Below are 23,798 nucleotides of genomic sequence, written 5' to 3'. Positions count from 1 at the left end.
CAGTAACACCAAGGTGATGCTATCGCGGGCAAGCCCGCTCCCACACAAGCTCACTCGCCACAAGTACTGCGCATGTTATGGTGCTCGCCCCCTACTGCAGCTGTTCATTCTCGTATGATCGCGATCCCTCGCCCATTGCGTTTGACCTTCTACTCCCTGCTGATTATCGCCGGCGCCGTCCTGGCCGCCGCCCTCGCCATGCGCCAGGCTGAACGCCAGGCCCTGGTGGACGACGCCGGCCGTGCGAACCAGCAACTGGCGCTGTATGCCAACTCCCTGCACACCCTGATTGAACGTTACCGCGCCCTGCCCGCCGTGCTGGCCCTGGACTCGGAAATGATCCGCGCCCTGAAAGGCCCGCTGGATCCGGCAACCCAGGACGTGCTCAACCATAAACTGGAACGCATCAACGGTGCCGCGCAGTCGTCGACCCTGGAGTTGATGGACCGCACCGGCCTGGCTGTGGCGGCCAGCAACTGGCGCCTGCCCAGCAGCTATGTCGGCCACAACTATGCGTTTCGCCCCTATTTCAGCCAGACCCGCAGCCAGGGCACCGGGCGCTTTTATGCGGTGGGGGTGACCACCGGGATTCCGGGGTACTTCCTCTCCAGCGCGGTGCTGGATGAGCAGGAGCAGTTTCTCGGCGCCATGGTGGTGAAACTGGAGTTCCCGGAGCTGGAGCGCGAATGGGCCCAGGGCGATGACCTGCTGCTGGTCAGCGATGCCCGGGGCATTGTGTTTATCGCCAATAAACCCGGATGGCGGTACCGCAACCTGCGCCCGTTGTCGGCCAACGACCACGCCGAACTGCAGGCCACCCGTCAATACGACAAGAAACAACTGCTGCCCCTGGACACCCAGACCCTGCAGCGCTTTGACGAAAACAGCCATCTGATGCGCGTGGCCGGGCCCGAAGGCAACGCCGACTACATCTGGGAATCCCTGCCCCTCAAAGCCGAAGGCTGGACCCTGCACCTGCTGCGCAAGCCTCAGGTGGCCTTTGAAGACCAGCGCAACGCCGGCCTCGCCGCGGCGGGCCTGTGGTTGACCCTGGTGTTCCTGGTGCTGTTCCTCAGCCAGCGCTGGCGCCTGGCCCGTTTGCGCCAGCGTAGCCGCGAAGAACTGGAGCGCCTGGTGGAGGAACGCACCCGCGCCTTGCGCACCGCCCAGGATGGCCTGGTGCAATCGGCCAAGCTGGCGGCGCTGGGGCAGATGTCTGCGGCCTTGGCCCATGAAATCAACCAGCCACTGACCGCCCAGCGCATGCAACTGGCCACCTTGCGCCTGTTGCTCGATCACGGGCGCATCGATGACGCCTACCAGGCGCTGACGCCATTGGACGACATGCTCACCCGCATGGCCGCCCTCACTGGCCATCTGAAGACCTTCGCCCGCAAAAGCCCCAGCGGCCTGCGCGAACGCCTGGACCTGGCGACCGTGGTCGATCAGTCCCTGCACTTGCTCGACGCGCGCCTGCGCGACGAAGCCATCGGCACCGTGCTCGACCTGACCCGCCCGGCCTGGGTGCGCGGCGATGCCATCCGCCTGGAACAAGTGCTGATCAACCTGCTGCGCAATGCCCTGGATGCCATGGCCAACAAGCCGCGCAAACGCCTGGAAATCCGCCTGCATGCCGATCAACAACTGTGGCACCTGAGCGTCAGTGACAGCGGCGGCGGCATTGCCGAGGAACACCTGAACAATGTGTTCGACCCGTTCTTCACCACCAAGCCGGTGGGGGACGGGCTCGGGCTCGGGTTGGCGGTGTCGTACGCTATCGTGCATGAACTGGGCGGGCGCCTGAGTGCTGCCAATCAGGGCGACGGCGCCGTCTTTACCCTGACCCTGCCCATCGCGCTGGAGGCGCCGGACCTATGCTCAACGCAGTGATCGTGGTGGATGACGAGGCCAGCATCCGCACGGCCGTGGAACAGTGGCTGAGCCTCTCCGGGTTCGCCGTGCAGCTGTTCAGCCGCGCCGAGGACTGCCTGGCCCACCTGCCCAGGGATTTTCCCGGGGTGATTCTCAGCGATGTGCGCATGCCGGGCCTCAGCGGCCTGGAGCTGCTGGCCGAGGTGCAACGGCGCGATGGCGACCTGCCGGTGATCCTGCTGACCGGTCATGGCGACGTGCCCATGGCCGTCGAAGCCATGCGCGACGGGGCCTACGACTTCCTGGAAAAGCCCTTCAGCCCCGACGCCCTGCTCGCCAGCCTGCGCCGGGCCCTGGACAAGCGCGGGCTGATCCTGGAAAACCGCCGCCTGCACCAACAGGCCGATCATCGGGCCAAACTGGAGTCAAGCCTGCTCGGGGTGTCGCGCAGCCTGCAGAACCTGCGACGCCAGGTGCTGGACCTTGCGGCCTTGCCGGTCAACGTACTGATCCGCGGCGAGACCGGCAGCGGCAAGGAACTGGTCGCCCGTTGCCTGCATGACTTCGGGCCCCGGGCGAAGAAGCCGTTTGTCGCGCTCAACTGTGCGGCGATTCCCGAGCAACTGTTTGAAGCCGAACTGTTCGGCCATGAAAGCGGCGCCTTCACCGGCGCCCAGGGCAAGCGCATCGGCAAGCTGGAGTACGCCGACGGCGGTACGCTGTTTCTCGACGAGATCGAAAGCATGCCCCTGGCCCAGCAGGTGAAGCTGCTGCGGGTGTTGCAGGAACAAAAGCTGGAGCGCCTGGGCTCGAACCAGAGCATCAAGGTGGACCTGCGCATCATTGCCGCGACCAAGCCCGACCTGCTGGACGAAGCCCGCGCCGGACGTTTTCGCGAAGACCTGGCCTACCGCCTGACCGTGGCGCAACTGCGCCTGCCGCCGTTGCGCGAACGCCGCGAAGATATCCCGCTGCTGTTCGAGCACTTTACCCAGGGCGCCGCCGAACGCCTGGGCCGTGAGGCCGCGCCCCTCAGCGGGCCGCAACTGGGGCGGCTGCTCAGCCATGACTGGCCCGGTAACGTGCGCGAACTGGCCAACGTTGCCGAACGCCAGGTGCTGGGCCTGGGCGAGCCGGAGCCGGAAGGTATCGAGGCCGGGCAATCCCTGGCGGCGCAGCAGGAAGCGTTCGAGGCCCATTGCCTCAAAGCCGCGCTGACCCGGCACAAGGGCGATATCAAGGCGGTGCTGGCCGAGTTGCAACTGCCACGACGTACCTTCAATGAAAAGATGCAGCGCCATGGCCTGACCCGGGAAGCCTTTCTCTAACCCTATCGTTCCCACGCTCCGCGTGGGAATGCAGCCCAGGACGCTCCGCGTCCGTGACGCAGAGCGTCACAGGAAACGTTCCCACGCAGAGCGTGGGAACGATCAAACATGCAGCGCCATGGCCTGACCCGGGAAGCCTTTCTCTAACCGATCGTTCCCACGCTCCGCGTGGGAATGCAACCCAGGACGCTCCACGTCCGTGACGCAGAGCGTCACAGGAAGCGTTCCCACGCAGAGCGTGGGAACGATCAGCGTCGGCGGATTTCCGCTCATCAGCAAAAAACCATCAGCGATTTTCCGCTCAGAAATATCCGAAAACCCCTCTAGACCGGGCCCTCACCTACTTGGCACAGCTCCTGCTATAGCTCCAGCCAGGCTGCGCCCACGCGCGCTCCACAAAAACAATGACATATAAAGGATCCTTCAATGGATAACTCCAATTCCCTGCCCTTGGGGTCGGCGGCTGTGCCGGCGCAAGAACGCAGCACCTCCAGCCGCATCAAGTCGATCTTCAGCGGATCGGTCGGCAACATGGTCGAGTGGTACGACTGGTACGTCTACGCCGCCTTCTCCCTGTACTTTGCCAAAGCCTTCTTCCCCAAGGGCGATACCACTGCCCAACTGCTCAACACCGCCGCGATCTTCGCCGTAGGCTTTTTGATGCGCCCGATCGGCGGCTGGCTGATGGGCCTCTACGCCGACCGCGCAGGCCGTAAAGCCGCGTTGATGGCTTCGGTACTGCTGATGTGCTTCGGCTCGCTGATCATTGCCCTGAGCCCGGGTTATGAAACCATCGGTGTCGGCGCGCCGATCCTGCTGGTGTTTGCCCGCTTGCTGCAAGGCCTGTCGGTCGGTGGCGAATACGGCACCTCGGCCACCTACCTGAGTGAAATGGCGACCAAGGAACGTCGCGGTTTCTTCTCCAGCTTCCAGTATGTGACCCTGATCTCCGGCCAGCTCATCGCGCTGGCGGTGCTGATCGTGCTGCAACAGGTCCTCACCACCGAAGAGCTGTATGCCTGGGGCTGGCGTATCCCGTTTGCCATCGGTGCCCTGTGCGCGGTCGTGGCCCTGTACCTGCGTCGCGGCATGGAAGAAACCGAGTCGTTTACCAAGAAGGAAAAAGCCAAGGAAAGCGCGATGCGCACCTTGATGCGCCACCCCAAGGAACTGATGACCGTGGTCGGCCTGACCATGGGCGGCACCCTGGCCTTCTACACCTACACCACCTACATGCAGAAATACCTGGTGAACACCGTCGGCATGAGCATTTCCGACTCCACCACCATTTCGGCGGCCACGCTGTTCCTGTTCATGTGCCTGCAACCGATCATCGGTGGCCTGTCGGACAAGGTCGGTCGCCGACCGATCCTGATCGCCTTCGGCATCCTCGGTACGCTGTTCACCGTGCCGATCCTCACCACCCTGCACACCATCCAGACCTGGTGGGGGGCGTTCTTCCTGATCATGGCCGCGCTGATCATCGTCAGCGGCTACACCTCGATCAACGCGGTGGTGAAGGCCGAGCTGTTCCCTACCGAAATCCGCGCCCTGGGTGTCGGCCTGCCGTACGCACTGACCGTGTCGATCTTCGGCGGCACCGCCGAATACATCGCGCTGTGGTTCAAGAGTGTCGGCATGGAGACCGGCTACTACTGGTACGTGACCGCTTGTATTGCCGTGTCGCTGGTGGTCTACGTGACCATGAAGGACACACGCAAGCATTCACGGATTACCACGGACTAAGCATTCGCCGGGTATAAAAAAGGGGCCATGTCATCAAGTGACATGGCCCCTTTTTTCATCCCGTCAGGACAGCTCTGCCAGCGGCTGGCGGCTATCCCTGCGCTGCACATACCAGGCACCGGCGATCATCACCAGCAGCACCGCCGCCAGCACCGCCGACGAGCCAACGGTGCCAAAGTCCAGGCCGCCCTTTTCGTAGGGTTTGGTCAAAAAATCCCCCAGGGTCGCGCCAAAGGGCCGGGTCAAGACAAACGCCACCCAGAACAGCACCACCGACGAAACCGTTGTGCAGTACTTGAGCGCCACCACCAGCAGGATGCTCGCGCCGATCAACAGGGCGCCGCCGGCAAAGCCCAGCCCCGAGTCGTCAGCCAAAAAGTCCCCCAGTGCCGTGCCCAGGGTGTTGGAGAGCAGGATCGCCACCCAGTAGAACAGCTCGCCGCGCGGGGTCTGCGCCTTGTTGACGTTCAGCGAGTTGCCGCTCAAGTGCCAGAGGGCGAAGACCATCAGCAACAGGACAATCAGGATCATCGAACCGGAGGCGTACCCCAGGCCCAGGGTACGGTCCATAAAGTCGGACATGGTGGTGCCCGCCGTGCTGGTCGACAGGATCACGATCCAGTACAGCACCGGGTTGTAGGTTTTCGACCATAACTGCGTCAGCAAGGTGATGAGGAACACGCTGAGCAGGATCATCGAGCTGATGGCATAGCCAACGTTCAAGGTCATCGACAACAAGTCCCCGGCGGTCTCGCCAAGGGTGGTCGCACAGATCTTCATGACCCAGAACGCCAGGGTAATCTGAGGAAGTTTATTCATTGTGCAGAAGGCTCCAGAGTTCAGTCTCGAAAGGCCGACTCATGGGGGGTATCGACCTGGCGTGCAGACTGGCCGTGCAGCTGTGAAAAATAGGTGGGCGATGGATGAAAATTCCATACAGCACCGCCAATCCGGTGGAAATCCGGCCCTTGGACCTGCACTATTGCGCTTTTCCCCGCCGTAGGAACCGCCGTCCATGCCTGACGATATCCATTTCTATGAACCCGCCAACGGCCATGGCCTGCCCCATGACCCGTTCAACGCCATCGTCGGCCCGCGCCCGATTGGCTGGATTTCGTCCCAGGACAACCAGGGCCGCCTGAACCTGGCGCCCTACAGTTTTTTCAACGCCTTTAACTACATCCCACCGATCATTGGTTTTTCCAGTGTCGGGCGCAAAGACAGCCTGAACAACATCGAACAGACCGGCGAGTTTGTCTGGAACCTGGCCACGCGCCCGCTGGCCGAGCAGATGAACCAGTGCTGCGCCGCCGTTGCACCTGAGGTCAACGAGTTTGAACTGGCCGGGCTGACGCCGGTGGCGTCCAAGGTGATTGCGGTGCCACGGGTCGGCGAAAGCCCGGTGTCGTTCGAGTGCAAGGTTACGCAGATCATTCAGTTGCAGCGGGCTGACAAAGGGCTGGTCCCGAGCTGGCTGGTGCTCGGCGAAGTGGTTGCGGTGCATATCGCCAAATGGCTGCTCAAGGATGGGATCTACGACACCGCAGCGGCCGAGCCGATTCTGCGGGGTGGCGGCCCGGCGGATTATTTCCAGCTGGGGCCGCAAGCCCTGTTCAAGATGTACCGGCCAGGTGCCCACAAACCCTGATGGAAACCACCGTAAAAAATGTGGGAGCGGGCTTGCCCGCGATAGCGGTGGTTCAGTTAAGGCAAATCTGACTGAAACACCGCTATCGCAGGCAAGCCAGCTCCCACACTGATCGGGTTACCCCATTGGGATTGCGCTGTTCTTTAGTTTGCTGCAGCTGCCCAGGCCAGTTGGCCCTCTTCATCGATAGCGATCAAGCGCTCCAATTGCTGGGCCGCCGCATCGTCAGCGTCGTCGGCAGTCTTGAACCGTTGGCCATCGAGGATCTTGTGAAAGCGCGGGGCGCTCATGCCATCCAGGGCCTTGACGGCGATGGCGGCGCTATAGCCACCCTGGTCTTCGCGCACAAGGGCGGAAACAGCTTCGTGGTGGGCAAACTCTTTACGTGCCATGTTGCAGGTCCTGGCCAATGGAAAGTCGGCCATTCTAAACCCTAACCGGCCAGTTGCAGGTACTCGCCATAGGCATCCGGGGCAGATGCATCGATGAAGGTCTGGAAGTCCATGCTGCGCACGACCCCGTCGTTCAACAACTCACTAAACAGCATCAGGGCCGGCGAGCTGAAGTAGGCGCTCATCGCCTGTTCGCTGCACCAGAAACCTGAAACCAACCATACGTCGGGGTCAACCTGGGAATGCTGCAACGAGAATTGCAGGCAACCCTGAGCCTGGCGACCCGGTTCGATCAAACGGCTCAAGCGCGCACCCAGTTCGGTGCTGCACCCACTGCGGGCACGGATAAAGGCCATATGGCTCGCGGGAATGGGGGTGGACATGTTCGACTCTCCCGTTGAGAAGTGATGCTCGGCAAACACGCTGAGGACGTGTTGCCACAGGATCAACGATACGGGCGCAGGCACTGGCAGGGTTAGTCGATTCCTGCCGGCTTATTGCACAATCCTGCCAGAAGCAGGGACACCCGGTTTACCCCCAGGCTTTATGCCAGGGGCAGAGGCTTTGTTTCAGGCAGATGACAGGCCCTGTGCTTGCCTGATTCAAAAGGCGCCGCAGGATCAGGCAAGGATTGTGCAGAATCGACATAACACTGTTTGCCCCGCCGCCGCTAAGCTGTGCCCATCAATGCAGCCTGCAGAGAACGCCCCATGTCGTCGCCCGAACAGCAGTCCATTCCCCTCGATACCGAGATGGAAAAACAGCGCGCCGAGCTGGCCAGTATCGTGCACCGGCATACCTGGGAAGACGGTTCCTACGGCACGGCGATCACCTCGCTGTACCTGAACCGCCACAATGCGCCGCGCGATTTCATGCCGGTGCTGGTGGAACCCGCCCTGTGCATCCTCGCCAACGGCAGCAAGGAAGTGCGCCTGGCCGATGAAATCTTTGCCTACGACCCACTCAACTACCTGGTGTTCTCGGTCGCGATGCCGGTAGCCGGGCGGGTTATCGATGCCACCCCCGAAGACCCCAACCTGTCGATACGCATCAATCTCGACCCGGCGCAGTTGACCGCCTTGATTGTCGAAGCCGGCCCCATGGGCGTGCCCACGCGCCCGACAGCGCGTGGGATGTATGTCGACCGCATCGACACCCAGTTGCTCGACGCCGTACTGCGCCTGGCACGCTTGCTGGATACACCCAAAGATATCGCGGTCCTGGCACCGTTGATCAGTCGCGAAATCCTCTACCGTCTGCTGCGTGGGCCACAGGGCTATCGCCTGTACGAAATTGCCGTAGCCAATAGTCAGAGCCATCGGGTCAGCCGCGCAATCACCTGGTTGAACGGCCACTATGAGCAACCGCTGCGCATCGATGACCTGGCCAAGGAAGTGAATCTCAGCGTGTCGACCCTGCACCACCGCTTCAAGGCCATCACCGCCATGAGCCCGTTGCAGTACCAGAAGCAGTTGCGTTTGCAGGAGGCGCGCCGCCTGATGATCACCGAAGGCCTGGAAGCCTCGGCGGCGGGCTATCGGGTAGGGTATGAAAGCCCGTCGCAGTTCAGCCGGGAATATAGCCGGTTGTTTGGCGCGCCGCCGCTGAGAGATTTAGCCAGATTGCGCCAGAGTATCTGACCCACTGCTCCCACATAGGCTCGGCAGCGCGGCTTAGTCCAGGGTTCGGGGCAGTTGCAAGGTCACCCGCAGGCCACCTTCGCGCAAATTCTGCAGGCTCACTTCGCCGCCATGGCTGTGGGCAATATTGCGCGCAATCCCCAACCCCAAACCATACCCCTGCTGCTGCCCCGCCAGGCGAAAATGCGGCTCGAAGACCTGCTCCAGACGCTGCTCCGGCACGCCCGGCCCCTCGTCATCCACATGCAGGATGAACTGCGCGCCATCGTCTTCGATACGCAGATGGGCGTTCTGCCCGTACTTCAAGGCATTGTCGATCAGGTTGCCAATGCAGCGCTTGAGCGCCAACGGCTTGCCCGGGTAGGCCGTCAACGCCCGGCCGTGCTGGGTCACCCGGCCATTGCCGTTGGGCGCCAGGTACGGCTCCACCAGGCAGTCGAGCACATGGTTGAGGTCCACCGGCTCGATGTTCTCGTGGATGTCGGTGTCCTTGACACACTGCAACGCGCCCTTGACCAGCAGCTCCAGCTCATCCAGGTCACGGCCGAACTTAGCTTGCAGCTTTTCATCCTCCAGCAACTCCACCCGCAGCCGCAGGCGGGTGATCGGGGTGCGCAGGTCGTGGGAAATGGCACTGAACAACTGGCTGCGCTCGGTCAGGTAGCGGCTGATCCGCTCGCGCATGGCATTGAACGCACGGCCCACTTCCACCACTTCACTGCCGCCGCCTTCGGCCACCGGCTCCACGTCGGCGCCCAGGGACAGGTCCCGCGCCGCCCGGGCCAGGCGCTTGAGCGGCCGGCTTTGCCAGTGCACCAGCAAACCGATAAACAGCAACAAAAAGCCGCTGGTCAACACGATAAACCACACCTGCTGGGAGGGCAGGCCTTGTTCTTCGAGGCTGGTGTAGGGCTCGGGCAGCAATGAGGCGATATACAGCCACTCGCCGGCGCCCAACTCGATCTGCGTCACCAATACGGGGGGGTTGACCGGCTCCAGGGTCAGGGCGTAATGCGCCCAGGAGCGTGGCAGCTCATCGAGTTTCAGGCCGGCATTGAAGATGCGCAGGTCTTCGGCACTGACAAACTCCACCGAAAAATGCACGTCACTGCCCAGGGCCTGGCGCAGCACGTCGTCCACCACACCAAGCACCGCCTGTTTGCGCGGGGTTTGCGGCAAGATCTGCATATCCAGCGGCTTGTCGTTGAGCGTCACCACAAAACGCGTGCCGCCCATGCTGCGCAACTGGTCGAGCACCAGCGGCCGATAAGCCACCGGCAGCGAGCGGAAATAGCTGACGCTGGCGGTCATCGAATGGGCCAGGCTACGGGCGCTGGTGACCAGGCCTTCAAGCTGGGTAGCGCGCAGTTGCGACACCCAGATCACGCTGGATAAGGCCTGGGCAAACAGCACCGCCAACAGGGTCAGCAGCAGCATGCGCCCCAGCAATGAACGCGGGACCGGAATGCGCCGGCGTTCAGTGGGCATTGCTGGCAACCACATTGGCTGCCAGTTGGTAACCACTGCCACGCACGGTGCGGATCAGCCGCGGCGGTTTCTCGGTATCGCGTAGGCGTTGTCGCAGGCGGCTGACGGCCATGTCGACAATGCGGTCGAGAGGCATCAGGTCACGGCCACGGGTGGCATTACCGATGGTGTCGCGGTCAAGGATTTGCTGGGGATGATCGAGGAACAGCTTGAGCAGGGCAAAGTCGGCCCCGGACAGGATGACTTCCTCGCCATCGAGGTGAAATAGCCGATGGCTGATCATGTCCAGCCGCCACTCATCGAACACCAGCACATCGCCGCCGCTGCGTTCCTGGCCAAACTGGCAGCGGCGCAACAGGGCCTTGATGCGCGCCTGCAGCTCACGGGGGCTGAAGGGTTTGCCGATATAGTCGTCGGCGCCCAGCTCCAGGCCGATAACCCGGTCGGCTTCGTCGGAGCTGGCGGTGAGCATGATGATCGGCACCTGGGCCTGGCGCGGGTGTTGGCGCACCCAGCGGCAGAGGCTGAAGCCATCCTCATCGGGCAGCATCACGTCAAGGATCACCAGGTCGCACGGTGCTTCGTCCATGGCTTGGCGAAACCCCGCGCCATTGGGCACGCCCCGCACCTGGAAGCCGGCGCGACTGAGGTAGGTTTGCAGCAACTCGCGGATTTCCTCGTCGTCGTCGACGAGAAGAATGGATTTACTGATTACGCTCACGGGGGCCTCCTTGTTGTTATGGGGTGCTCTCTAGGGCCCCATCGCGGGCAAGCCCGCTCCCACATCTTGATTTGTGAACACCATCAAATGTGGGAGCGGGCTTGCCCGCGATAGGGCCATCACTGCCTACGCAAATGCCTGCTCCAACGCCACACCGGCCCCGGTCAACCCGGAATACGGCGCCGTCACCAACCACACCGGGATACCCTTGAAGTAGTCACTCATGCAGCCTTTGTCCGCAAAGCTCTTGGCAAAGCCACTGTTGATAAAGAATTCGGCAAACCGCGGGATCACCCCGCCCACGATATACACGCCACCCCGGGCGCCGGTGGTCAGCACGTTATTGCCGGCCACGCGGCCCAGCCAGATGCTGAACTGGTCCAAAACCTCCATCGCCACCGGATCACCCGCCAGCCCCGCGGCGGTAATCGCCTCCGGGGTTTCCAATACCGCCGGGTGGCCGTCCACCGCGCAGATCGCCCGGTACAGGCGGGGCAAGCCGCCGCCGCTCAGGGCGGTCTCGGCGCTGACATGCCCGATCTCGTTGTAGATGTGCTGCCACAACTGGGTTTCCCGTGGGCTGCTCAGGGGCAGGTCGACATGCCCGCCCTCCCCCGGTAGCGCCACCCAACGGCCTGCCCCCATATCCAGCAGAGTGCCCACGCCCAGCCCCGTGCCCGGGCCGATCACCACCGCCGGGCGCCACGGCTCCGGCGTGCCGGCGCAGACCACGCGGTACTCATCGGGTTGCAGGCGGGTCATGCCCAGGGCCATGGCCGAGAAGTCATTGACCAGCAACAGCTCGTCCACTTGCAATGTCTTGCAGAACGCGGCCTTGCTCAGGCGCCAATGGTTGTTGGTGAACTTGAACTCATCCCCACTGACCGGCCCGGCCACCGACAGGCACACCGCACCAATGGAACCCGGCGCCAGGCCTTCCTCGGCGAGGTAGGCCTGGATCGCCTCCTCGGGGCTGGCGTGATCCGCCGTGGCCTGCACCCGGATCGAATGCAGTGCCTGGTCCCGCCATAACGCAAACCGGGCGTTGGTACCGCCAATATCACCAACCAGTGCAAGTTTCACTTGAGTGTCTCCAGGGCAGAGGTAAAGGCGCTGGCGCCCTGCTCTGCGGAGCTTGCGGCCAAGCGCATAAATGCAAACAGCTCGCGACCGGCCCCCACGTTATTGCCCAACAGGCCCGTGGCCGGCGCGCGCGCTGCAAACTCTTCGGCGTCCACCTTAAGCTCCAGGGTGCCTTTGACGCCATCGACGCGAATGATATCGCCATCCTTGACCCGCGCCAGCGCCCCACCGCGCTGGGCTTCGGGGCTGACGTGAATCGCAGCGGGAATCTTACCCGAGGCACCGGACATGCGTCCGTCCGTCACCAGCGCGACCTTGAAGCCACGGTCCTGCAGCACACCGAGGAACGGCGTCATCTTGTGCAATTCCGGCATGCCATTGGAGCGCGGGCCCTGGAAGCGCATCACGGCGACAAAATCCTTCTCCAACTGGCCGGCCTTGAACGCATCGGCCAGGTCCTGCTGGTCCTGGAACACCACGGCCGGCGCTTCGACGACCTGATGTTCGAGGGCCACAGCCGAGACTTTCATCACCCCACGGCCGAGGTTGCCTTCCATCACCCGCAGCCCGCCTTCCGGAGAGAAAGCGCGGGCCACCGGGCGCAGGATGGTTTCGTCGAGGCTTTCGATCGGGCCTTCGCGCCAGATCAGTTCGCCGTCCACCAAAAACGGTTCGCGGGTGTAGCGGCCCAGGCCATGGCCGGCGACGGTGTTGACGTCTTCGTGGAGCAGGCCGGCTTCCAGCAGCTCGCGGATCAGGAACGACATACCGCCCGCCGCCTGGAAGTGGTTGATATCGGCCTTGCCGTTCGGGTAGACGTGGGACAGGGTCGGCACCACTTCCGAGAGGTCGGCCATGTCCTGCCAGGTGAGGATAATGCCCGCCGCCATGGCGATGGCCGGCATATGCAGGGTGTGGTTGGTCGAGCCGCCGGTGGCGTTGAGAGCAACAATGGAGTTGACGATGGATTTTTCGTCGACGATCTCGCCAATGGGCGTGAAGTTGCCATTGGCCTTGGTCAGGCGCGTGACCTGGTGCGCGGCCTCACGGGTCAGCGCATCGCGCAGCGGCGTGTACGGGTTGACGAACGAGGCGCCCGGCAGGTGCAGGCCCATCACTTCCATCAGCAGCTGGTTGGTATTGGCGGTGCCGTAGAAGGTGCAGGTGCCGGGGCTGTGGTAGGACTTCATCTCCGATTCCAGCAACTCTTCACGGCTGGCCTTGCCTTCGGCATAGCGCTGGCGCACATCGGCCTTCTGTTTGTTGGAGATCCCCGACGGCATCGGCCCACCCGGCACGAAGATCATCGGCAAGTGGCCATAACGCAGGGCGCCCATCATCAGGCCGGGGACGATCTTGTCGCAGATCCCCAGCATCAACGCGGCATCGAACATATTGTGGGACAGCGCTACCGCCGTGGACATGGCAATCACTTCGCGGCTCAGCAGGCTCAGCTCCATGCCCGGCTCGCCCTGGGTCACGCCGTCGCACATGGCCGGGGTGCCGCCGGCGAACTGGCCGACCGAGCCGACTTCGCGCAGGGCGCTCTTGATCTGTTCCGGGAAATGCTCGTAGGGCTGGTGCGCCGAAAGCATGTCGTTATATGACGAAACAATTGCCACGTTGGCGGCATTCATCATCCGCAGGCTATTTTTATCTTCAGTGCCGCACCCGGCCACGCCGTGGGCAAAGTTGGCGCATTGCAGCTTGCCGCGCATCGGCCCGTCGCTGGCCGCGCCGCGAATCAGCGCAAGGTACGCCTCACGGGTAGCGCGGCTACGGGCGATAAGGCGTTCGGTGACCTCAAGTACGCGGGGATGCATGTGTAGAACTCCAGGCTAACGGATGTGGCGACCTGAGTGTCTATGCTGATCAAACGCCCACCGCTCATGGGATGGCAGGGAGTCGCTTGGATCATCGGACCAGTTGATTCAGGTCACTCGTTGTAGATTGAACAAAATATTGCCACTAAAAAGGCTTGTTTTCTATTTTTATGCGAATAATCTTGTAATTCTTACAACAAATCGACGACAGGCGCTTTCAAATGACTCTTCGGATTGCAATCAATGGTTTTGGCCGTATTGGCCGCAACGTCCTGCGCGCACTTTATACCCAAGGTTACCGCCAGGATTTGCAGATCGTCGCCATCAATGACCTGGGCGACAGTTCGATCAATGCCCACCTGCTCAAATACGACACCGTCCATGGCACTTTCGATGCAGAGGTGGCCCACGATCAGGAAAGTCTGACCGTCAACGGCGACCGGATTGCCGTGAGTGCCATTCGCAACCCGGCCGACCTGCCGTGGGCTGCACACAAGATCGACGTGGTATTTGAATGTACCGGCCTGTTCACCGACCGTGACAAGGCCGCCGCCCATCTTAGCGCCGGTGCGCGCAAGGTCATCATCTCGGCCCCGGCCAAGGGCGCGGATGCCACCGTGGTCTACGGGGTAAACCATGACATTTTGCGTCAATCGCACCAGATCATCTCCAACGCCTCCTGCACCACCAACTGCCTGGCGCCGGTGGCCCAGGTGCTGCATCGCGAACTGGGGATCGAAAGCGGCCTGATGACCACCATTCATGCCTACACCAACGACCAGAACCTGACCGACGTCTACCACACCGACCCCTACCGCGCCCGTTCGGCCACGCAGAACATGATCCCGAGCAAGACCGGCGCCGCCGAAGCGGTGGGCCTGGTACTGCCGGAACTGGCAGGCAAGCTGACCGGCATGGCGGTGCGGGTGCCGGTGATCAACGTGTCGCTGGTGGACCTGACCGTGCAATTGAAAAAAGAAGCCACGGCAGACGAGGTTAACGCGCTGCTCAAAGAAGCCAGCCAACACTCGAAAATCCTCGGCTACAACACCCTGCCGCTGGTTTCCAGCGACTTCAACCATAACCCGCTGTCGTCGATCTTCGACGCCAACCACACCAAGTCCAGCGGCAAGCTGCTCAAGGTCCTGGCCTGGTATGACAACGAGTGGGGCTTCTCCAACCGTATGCTGGATAACTGCCTGGCGCTATGTAACGCCGAGTAACTCCCTGTGGGAACCGGCTTGTGTGGGGGCTGGCTTATGTGGGAGCTGGCTTGCCTGCGATGCAGACGGCGCGGTGTATCTGCCGCCCCCCAATGATGCAATCGCAGGCAAGCCAGCTCCCACAGGGATTCGTGCAGCTCATACATTCGCTACTTGCCATTTGCGTTGATGATAAGCATTATCATTAACTAGCAATCGGTCCGGTACCCCTGTGAGCCTATCTCGCTTCAACCAAGTCTTCCTCAGCCAACGGCTGGTGCTATTGCGCACTTTGCAGCGGATGGTGGATAACCACAGCACCGCCGAGGACCTGTTGCAGGAAACCTACCTGCGCGTCACCCGGGCCCTCAGCGAACGACCGATTGATCACCTCGAACCTTTCGTGTTCCAGACCGCGCGCAACCTGGCCCTGGATCATCTGCGCGCGCGGCGGATCCAGTCCCGTACCTTGCAGGAAGATGTCCCGATGGATGTCCTGCAAAGCGTCGCCTCCCCGGTCACGACGCCCGAAGACGCCGCCCACGCCGAGCAACTGCTGGAGCACCTGAGCGTCAGCCTCGGGCAGTTGAGCGCCCGCCAGCAGCAGATCTTTATCCTCAGCCGCCTGCACGGCTGCAGCTATCAAGAGATCGCCGACCAATTGCAGGTGTCGTTGAGCACCGTGCAAAAGGAACTGAAATTGATCATGGCCATCTGCATAGGTGTAGCCGCACGGCTCGATCACCCTTAAGCTTTGTCGGTAAAAGCTGACAGACATGTCACAACAGCTCTTGAATAAAACGTGGCGAAGACCCGAGGAACACCGTGACGGACCCGAACAAACTGCACCCCCATGAGCTGGCTCATGAGGTGTTGCAACATGCGGCCATGGATCAAGCCCTCGACTGGCTGATCGCGTTGCAGTGCCCGCAGCCTGGCCAGCAAGCCGCGTTCCAGGCCTGGCTGGATGCCGACCCGAGTCACGCCCAAGCCTTCGCCAAAGCCCAGGCCGCCTGGGGCGGTGCGCCGGTGCACAGCGCCGCCGTAGCCCTCAATGCGCCGCGCAAGCCCAGCGCCTGGCGGCGGATCAAGCCGCATTGCAAGCCCCTGGCCACGGCGGCGGTGTTGCTGCTGGGGCTGTTCAGCTTCAGCAACCTGCCGGTGCGCCTGCAGGCCGACCACTTGACCGTGGTCGGTGAGCGCCAGCGCCTGCAATTGGAGGACGGCTCCAAGGTGCTGCTCAATACCAATTCGGCGTTCTCCAGCACCATCGACGAGCATCAGCGCATCGCCCGCCTGTATCAGGGCGAGGCGTTTTTCGAGGTCGTGGCCAACCGTGGCCTGCCCCTGCAAATCGACGCCGGCCCGGTGCGCGCCAGCGTCAGCGACACGGCGTTTGCCGTGCGTTACCTCAACGGTGAAGCGCAGGTGCAGGTGCAACGCGGGGATGTCGACCTGAGCACCCCCTCCGGCAACAACCGGGTGCGCCTGAGCGCCGGCGAGAGCATCCGCGTCGGCCCCAAGGGCTTCGGCCAACCGGCCAAGCTCGATGCCACCAAGGAACTGGCGTGGGTCCAGGGCCGGCTGATCTTTGAAAACTGCCCGATGAGTGAAGTGCTGGCTGAGCTGCGGCGCTATTACCCGGGCTGGATCGTCAACACCAATGAGCAACTGGCCAGCGTCGCGGTGACCGGTAATTACCGCCTGGACCAGCCCCTGGACGTGGTGCGCTCCCTGGCCCACATCACCTCGGCCAAGCTCTCGGAGTTCCCCGCGCTGGTGATTCTCAACTGAGAATAATTATTTTTACTCGATAGCCGCTGCTGGTACGTCTCGTCTTAGCCAATGCAATTGATTCCTATTTGATTCAGGCTCGCAACTATAAGACTCGTCCCTCGGAGCGCTCTCGATGTCCTCTCGTTTCAACCGCCGGTCCTCTTCGCCCACGCTGTGCCTGCTGACCGCCGCCATCCTGCTGGCGGGCGGCCCGGTGCTGACGGCCACCGCGGCCGAACCCGCTGCGCGCAACCATGCCAATTACAGCTTCAGCATCGAGCAGCAACCCCTGGTGTCAGCACTCAACGCCTTTACCGCCGTCACCGGCTGGCAGATCGGCCTGCCCGCCGAACTGGGCCAAGGGGTTTCCTCCCCGGGCGCGCGCGGTTCGCTGACCCCGGAAAAAGCCCTGGACCGGCTGTTGGTGGGGACCAACCTGAACTACCGCAAACTGGGCAATAACAACATCGTGCTGGAAAAGCGCACGGCGGGCAGCGCCATCACCCTGCAACAAATGACCATCAGCGCCACCCGCCAGGAGCAGAGCGTCGACAGCGTGCCCAGCACTGTCACCGTGCATGGACGCGAGGAACTGGACCGCCAGAACGTCAACACCATCCGCGAACTGGTGCGCTACGAGCCAGGTGTCTCGGTCGGCGGCGCCGGCACCCGCTCCGGTAATTCCGGCTACAACATCCGTGGGATCGACGGTGATCGCATCCTCACCCAGGTGGACGGTGTAGAGGTGCCGGACAACTTCTTCAACGGCCCGTACGCCAAGACCCGCCGCAACTATGTCGACCCGGAAATCGTCAAGCGCGTCGAGATTATCCGCGGCCCGGCCTCGGCCCTGTACGGCAGCAGCGCCATCGGCGGCGCCGTCAGCTACTTCACCCTCGACCCGGACGACATCATCAAACCCGGCCAGGATGTGGGCGCGCGCCTGAAAACCGGCTACAGCTCGGCCGACGAAAGCTGGCTGACCTCCGGCACCGTCGCCGGGCGGCTGCAGGACTTCGATGGCTTGCTGCACCTGAGCCAGCGCAATGGCCACGAGATGGAATCCTACGACGGCAACAACGCCACCGGCCTGGCCCGCACCGGCGCCAACCCCGAAGACGTGCGCACCACCAACGTGCTGGCCAAGCTGGGCTGGAACTACGGCGAAGACAACCGCCTGGGCCTGACCTACGAGAAGTACAAGGACGACCGCGACATCAACCAGAAAAGTGCAGTGGGCGGGATCTTCCTCGAAGGCCAGGGCATGAATATGTACCGCGACCGTCGTGGCAACGACACCATCACCCGCGAACGCTTTGGCCTGGAGAACCGGTTTTCCCTCGACTCGCCGTTTGCCGATCACATCAAGACCAGCCTCAACTACCAGATCGCCAAGACCGATCAGGCCACCAGCGAAATCTATCAAGCCGGCCGCCGCGTACTGCGCACCCGCGACACCCTCTACGAAGAAAAGCAGTGGGTGTTCGACGCCCAGTTGGACAAGGCCTTCGTCATCGGCGATACCGATCACCTACTGACCTACGGCACCACGCTCAAGCAGCAGAAAGTCACCGGCTCCCGTGAAGGCGCGGCCACCTGCCTGGCCGTCGGTGCCGGCTGTACCGCCATCGGCGCACCGAGCCCAGCCCCTGCCGACAGCGTGAAAAAAGCCAGCGACTTCCCGGACCCGACCATCAACAGCTATGCGCTGTTCGCCCAGGACCAGATCAGTTGGAACAACTGGACCGTCATGCCCAGCCTGCGCTACGACTACATCCAGCTCAAACCCAAGCTGACCGAAGAGTTCCTCAACACCACCGACCCGGACCGCAAGTACCCCCACAACGACTCGAATAAAACCTGGCATCGCTTCTCGCCAAAGCTGGGCGTGACCTACGCGCTGACCGAGCAGTACACCTGGTTTGGCCAGTACGCCGAAGGGTTCCGCACGCCATCGGCCAAAGCGCTGTACGGGCGCTTTGAAAACCTTGGCGAAGGCTATGTCGTCGAGCCCAACTCCAACCTCAAGCCAGAAACCAGCAAGAGCTATGAAACCGGAATTCGTGGCAATTTCGACGCCGGCAACTTCGATGTCGCGGTGTTCTATAACAAGTACCGCAACTTTATCGATGAAGACAACGCCGCGCTGGGCCCGGCTGGCACCATCTTCCAGCCGGGCAATATCAAGCGTGCCACCATCAAGGGTCTGGAAGTCAAAGGCCGCTTGAACCTGGACGCCTTCGGCGCGCCGCAAGGCCTGTACACCAAGGGTGCGATTGCCTACGCCCACGGGCGCAACGACGAAACCGGCCAGCCGCTGAACAGTGTCAACCCGCTCAAGGGCGTGTTTGGCCTGGGCTACGACCAGGACAACTACGGGGCGCTGGTCAGTTGGACCCTGGTCAAGAAACAGAACCGGGTCGACAGCGCCACGTTCTTTACCCCAACCGGCATCAAGGCCAACGGCCCGTTCAAGACCCCGGGCTTTGGCGTCGTCGACCTGACCGGTTTCTACAAAGTCACCGACGACCTGACCGTCAACGGCGGCCTGTACAACCTGACCGACAAGAAATACTGGAACTGGGATGACGTGCGCAGCTACGACGGTGTGGGTGAAGCCGGCGTGACCTCGCCGGCCAGCCTGGACCGCCTGACCCAGCCAGGGCGCAACGTTGCGATCAACCTGATCTGGGACATCTGACCTATGCAGCCCCGCCTCGCCGGTTTTATCGCCGGCCGGGGTGAGGATTTTTTACTGTGACGCGTCTTCTTGTTCGTCTAGTAATAACAGCCTGGCAATAAGGCGCTTTTCCTTCTCAAGGACATCCAATGACCGCTTCCACCACCGCAGAACGCGCAAGCCTGCGCTCCCAGCGCCTGAACCAGATCACCCACGAGCCGCATACCAAGCTCGATGCCCTGGTCAAGGCTCACGCCCCGTTTGAAACCCAGGCCAACTTCGCCCGTTTCGTGGTTGCGCAGTACCTGTTCCAGTCGGAACTGGTGGCGCTGTACAACGATCCCGAGCTGATCAAGCTGGTCCCGGACCTGGCCGAACGCTGCCGTGCCGACGCCGCCAAGCTGGACCTGGCCGACCTGGAAACCGCAGTGCCAGCCCCGGTGGCCGGTGCCGTGCAGAACCCGAGCAAGGCCCAGGCCCTGGGCTGGCTGTTCGTGTCCGAAGGCTCCAAGCTGGGCGCGGCGTTCCTGATCAAGCGTGCCGTGGGCCTGGGCCTGAGCGAAACCTTCGGGGCCCGCCACCTGGGCGAGCCGGCCGGTGGTCGTGCCGAAGGCTGGAAGCGCTTCACCCGCACCCTCGATAACCTGGAACTGAGCGCCGAAGAAGAAGCGGCGGCTGAGAAAGCGGCCGTGGATGCGTTTGTACGCTTCACCGTCTTGCTGGAACAGGCGTACGCTAGTGCCCCAGAACTGGCCTGATCCACTGCTGGAATGCAATTAATGTGGGTGCTGGCTTGTGTGGGAGCTGGCTTGCCTGCGATGCAGACGCCTCGGTGTATCAGTTAGACCGAGGCGATGCTATCGCAGGCAAGCCAGCTCCCACATAAGCCAACTCTCACAACTTGATCGCATTCCAATTTGAAATCTTCGTACTCCATACCCATTGCACCCATGACCGGCACAACCCAATCCCCCTCCAAACTCGCCCGAATCCTGTTCGGCCTGCTGGCCTACGTCAGCCTGGGGATCGGCTTGGTCGCGATTGTCGTGCCGGGCCTGCCCACCACCGAATTCATCCTGCTGGCCGCCTGGGCCGCCACCAAGAGTTCGCCACGCCTGAGCGCCTGGCTGGAAAACCACCGGCTGTTCGGGCCGATCCTGTTCAACTGGCGCAACGGCAAGATCATCGTGCGCCGGGCCAAGGTCAGCGCCACGGTGAGCATGCTGCTGTGTGCCGGGCTGATGCTGGTGATGCTCGATCACGGCTGGCCGATCTACCTGGCCATCGCCGGGATGGGCCTGGGCAACCTGTGGATCTGGTCCCGCCCTGAACGTCTGGCGCGCACCGTTGCCTGAGCGCACTACCGCTCATCGCCTGCCCCTCATGAAATATCCGTCGGCGCCGATGTTGCGAACATAGCGCCGAATGGACTTGGCCGCTTTTCTGCTTGTATTCCAACAAGTCCAAACGCGAGTAATGCCATGTTCGACACCCTCTCGATCCGCTTGAAAATCGTGCTGCTGTCCGGCCTCTGCCTGTTGGGGGTGATTGCGCTGATCGTCAGCCTGAACCTCTACCAGTCCAACCAGAACGACCAACTGGTCAGCGCCTCCAGCTCACATATGCTCACCACCGGCGTGGAGAACCTGCTCCAGGCCAAGGCCGCCGAGCAGGCAGTCCAGGTCCAGAAAATCTTCGGCGAGAGCCTGTTGGCGATCACCGCCCTCGCCGATCAGGTCAAGGACTTGCGCAACATGGCCGCCAAGCGTTCGCTGGAAGCGGCGACCGTGCGCGAGGAACTCAACCAGCGGATCAAGACCACCTTCGAGCGCAATACCAAGGTGCTGGGAATCTGGCTGTCGTTTGAACCCAACGGCCTGGATGGCAAGGACAGCGAGTTCGTCAACGACAAGCTGCACGGTTCCAACGAGGCCGGGCGCTTTTCCAGCTACTGGAGCCGTGCCGGCGGTGAGAGCCTGAACACGGTGATGGTCGAAGCCGACATGAACAAGACCAGCCTCAACCTCAGCGGTACGCCCTACAACATCTGGTACACCTGCCCACGGGATACCCGCAGCGTTTGCCTGCTGGACCCGTACGCCGACGACGTCGCCGGCAAGTCGGTGCTGATGACCACAATCTCCCTGCCGCTGCTGGTGGATGGCAAGGTGATTGGCGTCGTCGGTGTCGATATTGCCCTGGATGCCCTGCAAGCGGCCGCCAATACCGCGCAAAAAGAACTGTTCAATGGTGCCGGGATCATGGAGGTGCTCTCTGGCAGTGGCCTGATTGCCAGCTACAGCGGCGAGCCGGACAAGGTCGGCAAGCGCATCGTCGATGTGCTCGGCGACGAAGGCAAAGAGCTCGTACAACTGATGGCCAGTGACACACGCATGGTCCGTGAGCAGGACGATACGATCCGCGCGGTGTACCCGGTCAAGCCGATTGCCGATGCCAAGCCCTGGGGCGTGGTGATCAAGTTGCCCAAGCAAGTGTTTCTGGCCGACGCACTCAAACTGCAGACAGTGCTCGATGCCGCTAAGGAGCGCGGCACATTCCAGGCCTTGCTAGTGGGCGCCGTGGCCGGCCTGCTGGGCCTGTTGCTGATGTGGCTGACCGCCACCGGCGTGACCCGGCCAATCAACAGTGTGGCGGCGATGCTCAAGGACATTGCCAGCGGCGACGGCGACCTGACCCAGCGCCTGGCCTACACGAAAAAAGACGAACTGGGGGAACTGGTCAGCTGGTTCAATCGCTTCCTCGACAAGCTGCAACCGACCATCGCCCAGATCAAGCAGAGCATCACCGAAGCCCGCGGCACCGCCGACCAATCCTCGGAAATCGCGCGCCAGACCAGCGAAGGCATGCAGGTGCAGTTCCGCGAGATCGACCAGGTGGCAACCGCCTCCAACGAGATGAGCGCCACCGCCCACGATGTGGCCAACAGCGCCTCAAACGCGGCGAGTGCCGCCCGGGGCGCCGATCAATCGGCCCGTGAAGGCCTGGCGATTATCGAGCGCAGTACCCTCGATATCACCACCCTCGCCGAAGAAGTCAGCAAGGCGGTGACCGAAGTCGAAGCCCTGGCGGTCAACAGTGAGCAGATCGGCTCGGTGCTGGAAGTGATCCGCAGCATTGCCGAGCAGACCAACCTGCTGGCGCTCAATGCCGCGATTGAAGCGGCGCGCGCCGGGGAAAGCGGACGGGGTTTTGCGGTGGTGGCGGACGAAGTGCGCAACCTGGCCCGACGCACCCAGGATTCGGTGGAGGAAATCCGCCTGGTGATCGAACGCATCCAGAGCGCCACCCGCGGGGTGGTGACCACCATGCATTCGAGCCAAAGCCAGGCGCAGAGCAATGCCGGGCAGATCCAGCAGGCGGTACAGGCCCTGGGCAAGATCAGCGATGCGGTCACGGTAATCAGCGACATGAACCTGCAAATCGCCAGTGCTGCCGAAGAACAGAGCGCCGTGGCCGAAGAGGTCAACCGCAACGTCTCGGCGATCCGCACCGTGACCGAGACCCTGACCGGCCAGGCCACAGAATCGGCGGCAATCAGCAGCCAGTTGAATGCCTTGGCCAATCAGCAGATGAAGTTGATGGATCAGTTCCGGGTGTAACCCCCCGGTTCTGAAAACAATGAAACACCCTATGTGGGAGCTGGCTTGCCTGCGATGCAGACACCTCGGTGTATCAGTTAGACCGAGGCGATGCTATCGCAGGCAAGCCAGCTCCCACACAAGCCAGCTCCCACATACAGCACCAGCAGATTTGCGGCGAGTCAGACACCGGTCCAGGCGCTGACAAACGCCGTGATATCTTCCTTGGCCGCCGTACGCGGCGGGTTCTGCGCGGTGCCCAGGTAGAGGAAGCCGATGACTTCTTCACCGGTCGTCAGCCCCAACCCCTTGGCCACATGCGCCGAATACGACAACTCCCCGGTCCGCCACACCGCACCAATGCCCTGGGCATACGCCGCCAGCAGAATGCCGTGGGCCGCACAGGCCGCCGCCAGCCGTTGCTCGGACTGCGGCACCTTGAAGTGCTCCTGCAGACGGGCAATCACCACCACCACCAACGGTGCGCGCAACGGGCCGTTCTGCGCCTTGTCGATCACCGCTTGCGGCGCCTCAGGGTCTTGCAGGCGGGCCGCTTCGGCCAGCAGGGTGCCCATCTGTTCGCGGGCCGCGCCTTCCACCGTCAGGAAGCGCCAAGGCCGCAGCTGGCCGTGGTCTGGCGCCCGCATGGCCGCCGCGAACAGCACTTCGCGCTGCTCGGCAGTAGGGGCCGGCTCCAGCAGGCGCGGCACGGAAACACGGTTAAGCAAAGCGTCGAGAGCCTGCATTGGCCACCTCCAGGAAAAATGTGCGGCCATTCTAGCGGGAATGGTCGGGATTGG

20 protein-coding genes and 1 pseudogene are annotated in these 23,798 nt (G+C 62.5%); 13 read left to right on the top strand and 8 right to left on the bottom strand.

What is annotated here, in order from left to right:
* Window positions 1-114: 114 nt before the first annotated feature.
* The 3 genes from AC07W7_RS16865 to AC07W7_RS16855 all read left to right on the top strand — a co-directional run bounded on the left by AC07W7_RS16865 (window position 115) and on the right by AC07W7_RS16855 (window position 4,946).
* Entirely contained in the window at window positions 115-1,890 is a 1,776-nt protein-coding gene (locus AC07W7_RS16865) for a sensor histidine kinase (protein ID WP_197880842.1), read from the top strand.
* Window positions 1,875-3,200: a sigma-54-dependent transcriptional regulator gene (locus AC07W7_RS16860; protein ID WP_076961876.1), complete on the top strand. Its 1,326-nt coding sequence runs from the start codon at window positions 1,875-1,877 to the stop codon at window positions 3,198-3,200. Before AC07W7_RS16865 ends, AC07W7_RS16860 begins: the two co-directional genes overlap by 16 nt.
* Window positions 3,201-3,626: 426 nt before the next feature.
* Window positions 3,627-4,946: an MFS transporter gene (locus AC07W7_RS16855; RefSeq protein ID WP_495039734.1), complete on the top strand. Its 1,320-nt coding sequence runs from the start codon at window positions 3,627-3,629 to the stop codon at window positions 4,944-4,946.
* A gap of 63 nt (window positions 4,947-5,009) precedes the next feature.
* Here the strand turns inward: AC07W7_RS16855 and AC07W7_RS16850 are convergent, their stop codons facing one another.
* Window positions 5,010-5,765: a COG4705 family protein gene (locus AC07W7_RS16850; protein ID WP_076961874.1), complete on the bottom strand. Its 756-nt coding sequence runs from the start codon at window positions 5,763-5,765 to the stop codon at window positions 5,010-5,012.
* Window positions 5,766-5,961: 196 nt separating this feature from the next.
* Here AC07W7_RS16850 and AC07W7_RS16845 point away from each other — a divergent pair, with 196 nt between their 5' ends.
* Window positions 5,962-6,594 carry a flavin reductase family protein gene (locus AC07W7_RS16845; RefSeq protein ID WP_169864487.1) on the top strand — a complete coding sequence of 211 codons (633 nt, stop codon included), beginning with the start codon at window positions 5,962-5,964 and terminating at the stop codon, window positions 6,592-6,594.
* A 143-nt stretch (window positions 6,595-6,737) separates the two neighbouring features.
* On the opposite strand, the gene AC07W7_RS16840 is transcribed toward AC07W7_RS16845, so the two are convergent.
* Entirely contained in the window at window positions 6,738-7,019 is a 282-nt protein-coding gene (locus tag AC07W7_RS16840; protein ID WP_076961872.1) for a hypothetical protein, read from the bottom strand.
* An 8-nt stretch (window positions 7,020-7,027) separates the two neighbouring features.
* Window positions 7,028-7,369, bottom strand: coding sequence for an antibiotic biosynthesis monooxygenase family protein (locus tag AC07W7_RS16835; protein WP_099167825.1), 342 nt, complete (start codon window positions 7,367-7,369; stop codon window positions 7,028-7,030).
* A 327-nt stretch (window positions 7,370-7,696) separates the two neighbouring features.
* On the opposite strand from AC07W7_RS16835, the gene AC07W7_RS16830 reads away from it, so the two are divergent.
* The gene (locus AC07W7_RS16830) at window positions 7,697-8,626 is read left to right on the top strand and encodes an AraC family transcriptional regulator (RefSeq protein WP_099167824.1); all 930 of its coding nucleotides are present in this window, start codon (window positions 7,697-7,699) and stop codon (window positions 8,624-8,626) included.
* A 33-nt stretch (window positions 8,627-8,659) separates the two neighbouring features.
* Here the strand turns inward: AC07W7_RS16830 and AC07W7_RS16825 are convergent, their stop codons facing one another.
* From AC07W7_RS16825 to edd, 4 genes are all read right to left on the bottom strand, one after another.
* The gene (locus tag AC07W7_RS16825) at window positions 8,660-10,114 is read right to left on the bottom strand and encodes an ATP-binding protein (protein ID WP_076961869.1); all 1,455 of its coding nucleotides are present in this window, start codon (window positions 10,112-10,114) and stop codon (window positions 8,660-8,662) included.
* Window positions 10,104-10,835, bottom strand: a complete 732-nt coding sequence (locus AC07W7_RS16820; protein WP_076961868.1) for a response regulator — start codon at window positions 10,833-10,835, stop codon at window positions 10,104-10,106. The genes AC07W7_RS16825 and AC07W7_RS16820 overlap by 11 nt, the downstream gene beginning before the upstream one ends.
* Before the next feature lie 126 nt (window positions 10,836-10,961).
* Window positions 10,962-11,918 carry a glucokinase gene (locus AC07W7_RS16815; protein WP_099167823.1) on the bottom strand — a complete coding sequence of 319 codons (957 nt, stop codon included), beginning with the start codon at window positions 11,916-11,918 and terminating at the stop codon, window positions 10,962-10,964.
* Complete coding sequence (gene edd / locus AC07W7_RS16810; RefSeq protein WP_099167822.1) at window positions 11,915-13,741, bottom strand: phosphogluconate dehydratase; 1,827 nt, start codon at window positions 13,739-13,741, stop codon at window positions 11,915-11,917. Before edd ends, AC07W7_RS16815 begins: the two co-directional genes overlap by 4 nt.
* Before the next feature lie 221 nt (window positions 13,742-13,962).
* Here edd and gap point away from each other — a divergent pair, with 221 nt between their 5' ends.
* From gap to AC07W7_RS16770, 8 genes and pseudogenes are all read left to right on the top strand, one after another.
* Window positions 13,963-14,964 carry a type I glyceraldehyde-3-phosphate dehydrogenase gene (gene gap / locus AC07W7_RS16805; RefSeq protein ID WP_076961865.1) on the top strand — a complete coding sequence of 334 codons (1,002 nt, stop codon included), beginning with the start codon at window positions 13,963-13,965 and terminating at the stop codon, window positions 14,962-14,964.
* Window positions 14,965-15,175: 211 nt separating this feature from the next.
* Window positions 15,176-15,694, top strand: coding sequence for an RNA polymerase sigma factor (locus tag AC07W7_RS16800; RefSeq protein ID WP_076961864.1), 519 nt, complete (start codon window positions 15,176-15,178; stop codon window positions 15,692-15,694).
* A gap of 74 nt (window positions 15,695-15,768) precedes the next feature.
* On the top strand, window positions 15,769-16,737 hold the full coding sequence (locus AC07W7_RS16795) for a FecR family protein (protein ID WP_099167821.1): 969 nt from the start codon (window positions 15,769-15,771) through the stop codon (window positions 16,735-16,737).
* Between the two features lie 115 nt (window positions 16,738-16,852).
* Entirely contained in the window at window positions 16,853-19,420 is a 2,568-nt protein-coding gene (locus tag AC07W7_RS16790) for a TonB-dependent receptor (protein WP_495039733.1), read from the top strand.
* Window positions 19,421-19,548: 128 nt separating this feature from the next.
* Window positions 19,549-20,157, top strand: coding sequence for a biliverdin-producing heme oxygenase (locus tag AC07W7_RS16785; protein ID WP_495039732.1), 609 nt, complete (start codon window positions 19,549-19,551; stop codon window positions 20,155-20,157).
* A 192-nt stretch (window positions 20,158-20,349) separates the two neighbouring features.
* On the top strand, window positions 20,350-20,754 hold the full coding sequence (locus AC07W7_RS16780) for a YbaN family protein (protein WP_495039731.1): 405 nt from the start codon (window positions 20,350-20,352) through the stop codon (window positions 20,752-20,754).
* Between the two features lie 126 nt (window positions 20,755-20,880).
* Window positions 20,881-22,161, top strand: a pseudogene (locus AC07W7_RS16775) (methyl-accepting chemotaxis protein); the annotation flags it as partial.
* A gap of 102 nt (window positions 22,162-22,263) precedes the next feature.
* Window positions 22,264-23,019, top strand: a complete 756-nt coding sequence (locus AC07W7_RS16770; RefSeq protein ID WP_420876154.1) for a methyl-accepting chemotaxis protein — start codon at window positions 22,264-22,266, stop codon at window positions 23,017-23,019.
* A 161-nt stretch (window positions 23,020-23,180) separates the two neighbouring features.
* Here AC07W7_RS16770 and AC07W7_RS16765 read toward each other — a convergent pair whose 3' ends face one another.
* Window positions 23,181-23,744: a nitroreductase family protein gene (locus AC07W7_RS16765; RefSeq protein WP_197880848.1), complete on the bottom strand. Its 564-nt coding sequence runs from the start codon at window positions 23,742-23,744 to the stop codon at window positions 23,181-23,183.
* Between the last annotated feature and the right edge of the window lie 54 nt (window positions 23,745-23,798).

It is taken from the genome of Pseudomonas sp. GW821-FHT01D09, assembly GCF_059422465.1.
Note: the sequence above shows the minus strand (reverse complement) of the source record. Positions and strands in the feature narration are given on the sequence as shown.